Origin of the sequence: Streptomyces capoamus (genome assembly GCF_014654935.1) — a bacterium.
Taxonomy (GTDB): Bacteria; Actinomycetota; Actinomycetes; order Streptomycetales; family Streptomycetaceae; genus Streptomyces; species Streptomyces capoamus.
Genome location: NZ_BNBF01000023.1, coordinates 41563 through 49328 on the forward strand (window position 1 = coordinate 41563; position 7766 = coordinate 49328).

General features: G+C 72.8%; 9 protein-coding genes and 1 pseudogene. 5 read left to right on the top strand and 5 right to left on the bottom strand.

Going from position 1 to position 7766, the window contains the following annotated elements:
* Positions 1 to 251, bottom strand: a pseudogene (locus tag IE312_RS42440) (hypothetical protein); the annotation flags it as partial.
* Here IE312_RS42440 and IE312_RS42445 point away from each other — a divergent pair.
* The 3 genes from IE312_RS42445 (at position 171) to IE312_RS29865 (ending at position 2982) form a co-directional block, all read left to right on the top strand.
* Positions 171 to 584 carry an ATP-binding protein gene (locus tag IE312_RS42445; protein WP_190045955.1) on the top strand — a complete coding sequence of 138 codons (414 nt, stop codon included), beginning with the start codon at positions 171 to 173 and terminating at the stop codon, positions 582 to 584. The pseudogene IE312_RS42440 and the gene IE312_RS42445 sit on opposite strands and share 81 nt — an antisense overlap.
* Before the next feature lie 190 nt (positions 585 to 774).
* Positions 775 to 2148 (top strand): glycine betaine/L-proline transporter ProP, encoded by a 1374-nt coding sequence (proP, locus tag IE312_RS29860; RefSeq protein WP_189985397.1) that lies wholly within the window; start codon positions 775 to 777, stop codon positions 2146 to 2148.
* A gap of 162 nt (positions 2149 to 2310) precedes the next feature.
* The gene (locus IE312_RS29865) at positions 2311 to 2982 is read left to right on the top strand and encodes an O-methyltransferase (RefSeq protein ID WP_189985398.1); all 672 of its coding nucleotides are present in this window, start codon (positions 2311 to 2313) and stop codon (positions 2980 to 2982) included.
* A 25-nt stretch (positions 2983 to 3007) separates the two neighbouring features.
* On the opposite strand, the gene IE312_RS29870 is transcribed toward IE312_RS29865, so the two are convergent.
* Positions 3008 to 3400: an FHA domain-containing protein gene (locus IE312_RS29870; protein WP_189985399.1), complete on the bottom strand. Its 393-nt coding sequence runs from the start codon at positions 3398 to 3400 to the stop codon at positions 3008 to 3010.
* Positions 3401 to 3515: 115 nt separating this feature from the next.
* Here IE312_RS29870 and IE312_RS29875 point away from each other — a divergent pair, with 115 nt between their 5' ends.
* Complete coding sequence (locus tag IE312_RS29875) at positions 3516 to 3938, top strand: DnaJ family domain-containing protein (protein WP_189985400.1); 423 nt, start codon at positions 3516 to 3518, stop codon at positions 3936 to 3938.
* 5 nt (positions 3939 to 3943) lie between these two features.
* On the opposite strand, the gene IE312_RS44330 is transcribed toward IE312_RS29875, so the two are convergent.
* Both IE312_RS44330 and IE312_RS29885 read right to left on the bottom strand, forming a co-directional pair.
* Positions 3944 to 4774 carry a chromosomal replication initiator protein DnaA gene (locus IE312_RS44330; RefSeq protein WP_370467627.1) on the bottom strand — a complete coding sequence of 277 codons (831 nt, stop codon included), beginning with the start codon at positions 4772 to 4774 and terminating at the stop codon, positions 3944 to 3946.
* Positions 4775 to 4779: 5 nt separating this feature from the next.
* A complete protein-coding gene (locus IE312_RS29885; RefSeq protein WP_189985401.1) occupies positions 4780 to 5454 on the bottom strand; it encodes a hypothetical protein in 675 nt (224 codons plus the stop codon).
* 102 nt (positions 5455 to 5556) lie between these two features.
* Between IE312_RS29885 and IE312_RS29890 the strand changes: the two genes are divergently transcribed.
* The gene (locus tag IE312_RS29890; protein WP_189985402.1) at positions 5557 to 6075 is read left to right on the top strand and encodes a GNAT family N-acetyltransferase; all 519 of its coding nucleotides are present in this window, start codon (positions 5557 to 5559) and stop codon (positions 6073 to 6075) included.
* Here the strand turns inward: IE312_RS29890 and IE312_RS29895 are convergent.
* A partial coding sequence (locus tag IE312_RS29895) for an MFS transporter (protein ID WP_229900590.1) occupies positions 6068 to 7766 on the bottom strand: 1699 nt, incomplete at its 5' end. The two genes, IE312_RS29890 and IE312_RS29895, sit on opposite strands and share 8 nt — an antisense overlap.

Genomic DNA, 7766 nt, shown 5'->3' on the forward strand with positions numbered 1-7766 from the left:
AGTTCGAAGCCGTAGTAGTCGAGCGGCGAGGCGCCGGGGTCGAGGGTGTTGATGTTCACCACGGCAAGTCCCCTCCAGGACGCGTTGCGTTCAGACGGTAGCCCAGCGTAGTGACGCGAGGTCAGCCTCGTCCTGTGAACCTGAACTTTCCCCACACCCCCCAGTACCGCATGCAGCTCACCGTGGGCGAGCACTCGGTACGCCACGTCCGCCGCATCGTCCGCTCCCTGCTGGACGAGTGGCAGCTGCAGGAGCTGACGTTCGCCGTCGAGCTGGGCGTGAGCGAGCTGGTGACGAACGTCGTACGGCATGTGCCCGACCGGCGCTGCACGCTGGTGGTGGCCCGGCAGACGGCGGGCGTCCGGGCGGAGGTGACCGACGGTTTCGCCGGGCGGCCCCGGCTGGAGCCGGACGCGGACGGGGAAGCGGAGGGCGGCCGGGGTCTGGCGCTGCTCGACGCCGTGGTGGACAAGTGGGGGGTGTCCCCGGGGGCCGGCGGCGGGAAGACGGTCTGGTTCGAGTGCGCATTTCAGGACATCGGCCGCACCGGTTCCACGTCCGGGACGCGAGAAGGATCACATTGATCAGGTGGCATGGCCGTGCCCGAGTGGGCAGACGTACCTGCGTATCCCCGCTTTGGATGCACTGTGCACCTAAGCGCATACGGCACGTAAGGGGCAGAACTCCCCCTATGGTCGTTTTTCGGCCCGTCGCACGTCACCGCCGCCGTCCGGGTCCGTACCTGTCCCCGTCGAAAGGTAGGCGAGCCCCGTTTTGGCGACCGCCGCAGCCGCTCTCCCGCACCAGAAGACCCGCCGGGCCTCCCAGTCCCGCGACGTCACCGTCACCGACCCCGCGCTCGTCAAGCGCGCCGTGAAGGCGGCCGCGCTCGGCAACGCCATGGAATGGTTCGACTTCGGCGTCTACAGCTACATCGCGGTCACCCTGGGCAAGGTCTTCTTCCCCTCCGGCAACCCGACCGCGCAGTTGCTGTCCACGTTCGGCGCCTTCGCGGCGGCCTTCCTGGTCCGCCCGATCGGCGGCCTCGTCTTCGGTCCGCTGGGCGACCGCGTGGGCCGGCAGAAGGTTCTCGCCGTCACCATGATCATGATGGCGGCGGGCACATTCGCCATCGGCCTGATCCCGTCGTACGCCACCATCGGCGTCGGCGCGCCGCTGCTGCTGCTCGCCGCCCGGCTGGTGCAGGGCTTCTCCACCGGTGGTGAGTACGCGGGGGCGACGACGTTCATCGCCGAGTACGCGCCCGACAAGAAGCGCGGCTTCCTCGGCAGCTGGCTGGAGTTCGGCACCCTCGCCGGCTACGTCGGCGGCGCCGGACTGGTCACGCTGATGACGGCCCTGCTGTCGTCCGACGACCTGATGGCCTGGGGCTGGCGCATCCCGTTCCTGATCGCGGGCCCGATGGGCATCATCGGCCTGTACCTGCGGATGCGGCTGGAGGAGACCCCCGCGTTCGCGGCGGAGGTCGAGAAGGCCGAGGCCACCCGGCCGAAGGTGCCGCTGCGCGAGATGATCACCGGCCAGTGGAAGCCCCTGCTGCTGTGCATGGCCCTGGTGCTGGTCTACAACGTCACCGACTACATGCTGCTGTCGTACATGCCGAGCTACTTCACCAGTGAGCTGAAGTACGACGAGACGCACGGGCTGATGGTCGTGCTCGCGGTGATGGTCCTGATGATGGTCGTCCAGCCGTTCGCCGGCGCGCTGACCGACCGGATCGGGCGGCGACCGGTGATCGCGGCGGGCTGCGCCGGCTTCCTGTTCCTGTCCGTCCCGGCCCTGCTGCTGATACGCCAGGGCAGCCTGCTGGCCGTCGGCCTGGGCATGGGCGCGCTGGGCATGCTCCTGGTGTGCTTCACGGCGGCGATGCCGGCCGCGCTGCCCGCGCTCTTCCCGACCCGGGTGCGCTACGGCTCCCTGTCCGTCGGGTTCAACGTGTCCGTGTCGCTGTTCGGCGGGACGACTCCGCTGGTCGTCACCGCGCTGATCGGGGCGACGGGGAACATGATGATGCCCGCGTACTACATGATGGCCGCGGCCGTCGTGGGCGGTGTCGCCGTGTGGCGGATGTCCGAGTCGGCCGGACGCCCGCTGCCGGGTTCCGCACCGTCGGTGGAGAGCCGGTAGGCGCGGTCCGGCCTGGCCCGCCGACGCTCCCGGGGCCGTGTGCCCCGGGAGCCTTGGTGCCGTCGACCCCGGGGCGGCGCCCCGGCCTGCCGATAGTCCTGCCGCGGACGGCGCTCTGCTGAGATCATCGGAGCAGGACACTCGGGAAAGGCAGCAGACGCTATGAGCGGGTCGCAGGTCTGGGACGACGTCGACGACTACTTCATCAGCCACCTCTCACCGGACGACGAGCCGCTGCGCGCGGCCCTGCGCGACAGCGACGCCGCCGGGCTGCCGGCCATCGCCGTCACGGCCGCGCAGGGCAAGTTCCTGCAGCTGCTCGCCCAGGTGCAGGGCGCCCGGCACATCCTGGAGATCGGCACGCTCGGCGGGTACAGCACGATCTGGCTGGCCCGCGCCCTGCCCGAGGACGGCAGGCTGATCTCGCTGGAGTACAGCGCCAAGCACGCCGAGGTGGCCGTGCGGAACATCGCCCGCGCGGGCCTGGAGCGGATCGCGGAGGTGCGGGTGGGGCCGGCCCTGGAGTCGCTGCCCAAGCTCGCCGACGAGAACCCGGCCCCCTTCGACCTGGTCTTCATCGACGCCGACAAGGTCAACAACCCGCACTACGTGGAGTGGGCGCTCCGGCTCAGCCGGGCGGGCAGCCTGATCGTCCTGGACAACGTGGTGCGCGGCGGCCGGGTGGCCGACCCGGACGACAGCGGACCGGACGTCGTCGGCACCCGCGCCGCGATCGAACTGATCGCCGAGCACCCCCGGTTGACCGGTACGGCGATCCAGACCGTCGGCAGCAAGGGCTACGACGGGTTCGCGCTCGCCCGGGTGCTGGGCTGACGGCGCGGACGCGCGGCGGGCCGGCTCAGAGGTCGTGGTAGAAGCCGATGTTGACGCTGCGCGGCGCGGTGCGGTCCTGGACGACGATCTCGCCGGATCCGCCGTGCGGCAGCGTCACGGTCGCGCCGTAGCCGACGGGCTGTACGTGGGGCCCGACGGCGAGCCTGACCTCGGACGCCGGGTCGGCCTGCGATCCGCGCAGCCAGGTCAGCTGCCAGGTGCCGCCCGGGTCGCAGCGGAACTCCAGGTGGACGCGGGAGACGAACAGCCAGTCCTCGGGGGTGGCCAGCCGGCACAGCGCCCCGTCGCGGCCGACCCGCAGGACGGCGCCGGGCTCGCTCGGCGCCTCGGCCATCGTCATGCCGGCGGTGGCGCCCGCGTCGGCCCCGGAGACGGCGGCCATGGTGAGTTCGAGCACGAGCGTTCCCCCTGAAACGTCCTGATGCGGTGCCGGGTTGCGGCGGGCGGGCGCGGTGCGTACCGCCGCCGAATGATAAAACGCCCGGCGGGGCCGCGTCCGGCACAATGGGTTCATGACCGAGCGAAAGCCACCGGGGGTGCCGTTCGACTCCTGGGTGGACAAGCAGATCCGGGACGCGCAGGGGCGCGGGGAGTTCGACCGGCTGCCGGGCGCGGGTGCGCCGCTGCCCTCGGAGGTCGACTCCACGTACGACGAACTGTGGTGGATCAAGCGGAAGTTGGTGCGGGAGGGGCTGGCCGTGCTGCCGCCCGCGCTCGCGCTGCGCAAGGAGGCGGAGGACGCGCTGGAGGCGGCGTACGCGGCGCCCTCGGAGCGGATCGCCCGGAAGATCATCGAGGACGTCAACGTCCGGATCAAGGACATGATGTTCAAGCCGCCGCCGGGGCCGCCGCTGGGGAAGAAGCCGTACGACGTGGAGGAGGTCGTACGCGAATGGCGGCAGCGCAGGGCTGCCGCCAGGGGTGAGGGGGTGTGACCGGCTCAGCCGTGCAGCAGCCGCCCGGCCAGTTCCCGGTAGTCGCGCAGGGCGAGCCGTAGCTGCTCGGTGTCGGTCTCCGTCGCGGGGCCGTGCTCCTCGCCGCCCTGCCAGGACGTCCGCAGGGTGCGGCGGCGGTGCGTGACGGCCTCGGTGAACCGCGTGGTGATCTCCTCCAGGGCCCGGTCGGCCTCTTCGACGGCCACCCTGGGGTCGTCCACGAACCCGACGGCCACCTCACGCAGCCGGCGCTCCCACCGGTCCGTCTCCTCGTGCGGCAGCAGCGGCGCGTCGGCGCCGGACGGCGTACCCGAGGCAGCCGGTGCGGCCGGTGCGGCCGGTGCCGCCGGCCAGGAGTTGGTTCCCCGCCCGTCGGTGGTACCGGCCTCGCGCTCGCCGACCGCGCCGACCGCGGGTGCGCCGAGCCCGTCGTCCGGCATGCGCCCCTCCTCGCCCACGGCAGGCGTACCGCCGTGACCGGCAGCCGCGCCCGGCCGACCGGTACCGGCCGCTGCGGGCCCCGGCTCCTGCGTTGCGAGCCGCAGCTTCTCGGAGCCGTGCTCCGCGCCCGGAACCGGTTCGCTCACGCCCTCGCCCTTCCTCTCGTCCTTCGTCATCCGGCCGCCCGGGGCCGGTTCGCCGGGGAGGTGTTCCTCCGGGCGGGGTGGTCTCGGGGTGCGGTGGGCCGGGGACGCGTCGCCGGGGGCCCACTCGTCCCGGTCCGGTGACTCCTGCTCCCGCGACTCCTGCTCCGGCGTCCACTCGTCCCCGGCGGGACGCTTGAACCGCTCGGTGCGGTGCCGGTCGTCGCCGGGGCCGCTCGTCCTGTCCGTCATGGCGTTCAGCTCTCCTTCGGTCGGCTCCGGTGCAGGGCCCACGGCGTGTGGGAGCGGGCGTGGGAGTGGGTCGCGGCGGCCGGCGCCGTGCGCTCCGCGCCGGCGGGGGCCCGGTGCCGGCCGGGCTCGGTGCTGGTCAGCTCGTCGAAGAGGGCGCGCGCACCGAGCAGCGCCGAGCGCAGTTCCTCGGTCTGGGCGCCGGACTCGCCGGTACCGGCGCCCAGGCGGGCGGCCCGGTGCACCTGCCGGTAGCCGTCGACGTGCCGGGGGTGGTGCACGGACAGCGCGGCGAGCTGCTCCTCGTACCGCTCGCCGTCCGGGTAGCCGCGTACCGCGGCGAGTTCCGCGAGCAGCCGGTCGGCCTCGGCCACCGCCTCGCGGGGCGATTCGACGAAGTGTTCCTGCACGGCGGTCCAGCGGTCCGCGTACCGCTGCCGCTCGGTGCCGTCCAGCGGCTGCTCCCGCAGGTCGCCGTGGCGTTCGACGCGCTCGGTCAGCTCTCGTTCGGCGGCCTTGGTGTCCCCGTCGTGCAGGGCCACGGCCCGCTCGTACTCGGGCCCGAAGCGCCGCTTCAAGCTGGTCCCGCCGTGCCCGCCGCGGGTGCGCGCGACCAGAATGGCCGCGCCGACGACCACGACCGCTGCGATCACGATCAACAAGATGATCAGGCCTGTGGACATGGCTGCCTTCCGCTCGGACCGGCCCCGCTGGCCGGTTCTTCCTTCGGGTGACCCGGAAGCAGGCCCACAAACGGTTCGCGGGGCGCAGGGCGGCTCCGGACAATGGCGGACATGACATGGACGATCGCTCCGGAGCCGTACGACTCCCCGGCCGCCGCCGCGCTGTGGCGGGCGTACTACACGGAGGTCAGCGACCGCTGGTACCTGCTGCACGAGGGGCGCCGCACCGACCCGGCCGAACTGGAGCGGGAGATCGCCGCCCACCCGGGGGACGATCTGGCGCCGCCGGGCGGGCAGTTGCTCCTCGGGCGGTACGCCGGCGCGCCGGCCGGTTCGGCGGGCGTACGGCTGCTGGACGCGGACACCGCCGAGCTGACCCGGGTGTTCGTGCTGCCGGAGCGGCGCGGCCGGGGCGGGGCCCCCCTGCTCGTGGCCGCCGCCGAAGAGGCCGCGCTTGCTCTCGGCGCCCGGCGGATCGTGCTGGACACCCGTGGTGACCTGGTCGAGGCCCGCGCCCTTTACGCCCGGCTCGGCTACACCGAGACCGGCCCGCACAACACCGACCCGTACGCCGAACACTGGTTCCGCAAGGAGCTGATGCCGGCGCGGGCCGTCAACTGACCTTCGTCACCGTGCCGTTGTGCGGGCGCTCGCTCTCGGCGCCGCAGAGTTCGCCGGTGAGGTCGCGGACCAGCCGGGTCAGGTCGGTCTCCCGGCCGGGCTGCCACCAGTCGCCGAGCAGTTCGGCCAGGGACTCCTCACGGGCCTCGGCGAGCCGCTCCGCGACCTCGCGTCCGGTACCGGTCAGCACCAGGTCCAGACCCCGGCGTTCGGCGAGCCGGCGTTCCTCGACCTGGCGGACGGCGGCCATCACCGCCTGGAGCGGGACCGGGCTGCGCTCGGCCAGTACCGCCGGTTCGACGGAGCCGTAGCGGCGCATGCGCAGCAGCATCCAGCCGGCGGCGGGCAGCAAGTCGTACCCGGCGCGTTCGGTGATCTCCCGGTAGACCTGGCGGCGGCCCTCGCGGGTGCCGAGCACGGACAGGGCGCGGCACACCTCGTCGTGGGAGGAGCGCTCGACGGGGTTGGGCGGGAGGGTCTCGGAGACGTCGGGTGCGGTGACCGAGCCGCGCAGCCGGTCCTCCTTGAGGAACCACGCCAGCAGGAAGCCGAGGCCGGCGACGGGGGCGGCGTAGAGGAAGACGTCGGTGATGGCGGACGCGTAGGCGTGCAGGGCGGCCGGGCGCAGCGCCGGCGGCAGGGCGGCGATGCCCCGCGGGTCCGCCTTCAGCGTGTCGGGGCTGGCGCCGGCCGGCAGTCGTACGCCCCGGAAGGCGTCGGCGAGTTGGTCGCCCAGGCGGCTCGCGAAGACCGTGCCGAAGACGGCCACGCCGAAGGAGGCGCCGATGGAGCGGAAGAAGGTGACGCCGGAGGTGGCGACGCCCAGGTCCTCGTAGGAGACGGCGTTCTGCACGATCAGCACCAGGACCTGCATGACCAGGCCCAGGCCGAGACCAAAGACGAAGAAGTAGACGCTCATCTCGGCGGTCGGGCTGTGCTCGTCGAGGCGGTGCAGCAGGAGCAGGCCGAGCGCGGTGACGGCGGTGCCCGCCACCGGGAAGACCTTCCAGCGGCCGGTGCGGCTGACGATCTGCCCGGAGACCGTGGAGGACAGCAGCAGGCCAGCCACCATGGGCAGCATGTGCACCCCGGACAGCGTCGGGGAGATGCCGTGCACGACCTGGAGGAAGGTCGGCAGGTACGTCATCGCGCCGAACATGGCGAAGCCGACGATGAAGCTGATGACGGCGGCGAGGGCGAAGGTGCGGATGCCGAAGAGCTTCAGCGGCAGCACGGGTTCGGCGGCGCGCCGCTCGACGGCGACGAACGCGACGGCCAGCAGGACGCCCAGCACGGCGAGCCCGATGATCTGCGCCGAGTCCCAGGCCCAGGTCGTACCGCCGAGCGAGGCGACGAGCACCAGGCAGGTGGCGACGGCGGCGATCAGGAACGTGCCCCCGTAGTCGATGGCGTGGTGGGCGGTGCGGCGCGGGATGCGCAGGGCGGCGGCGATCACGGCGAGCGCGACCACGCCGACGGGCAGATTGACGTAGAACACCCAGCGCCAGCTGAGCTGCTCGGTGAACAGCCCGCCGAGCAGCGGTCCGAGCACGCTGGTCGCCCCGAACACTGCGCCGAACAGGCCCTGGTAGCGGCCGCGTTCGCGGGGCGGTACGAGGTCGCCGACGATCGCCATGGACAGCACCATCAGCCCGCCGCCGCCCAGGCCCTGCAGCGCCCGGAAGGCGATC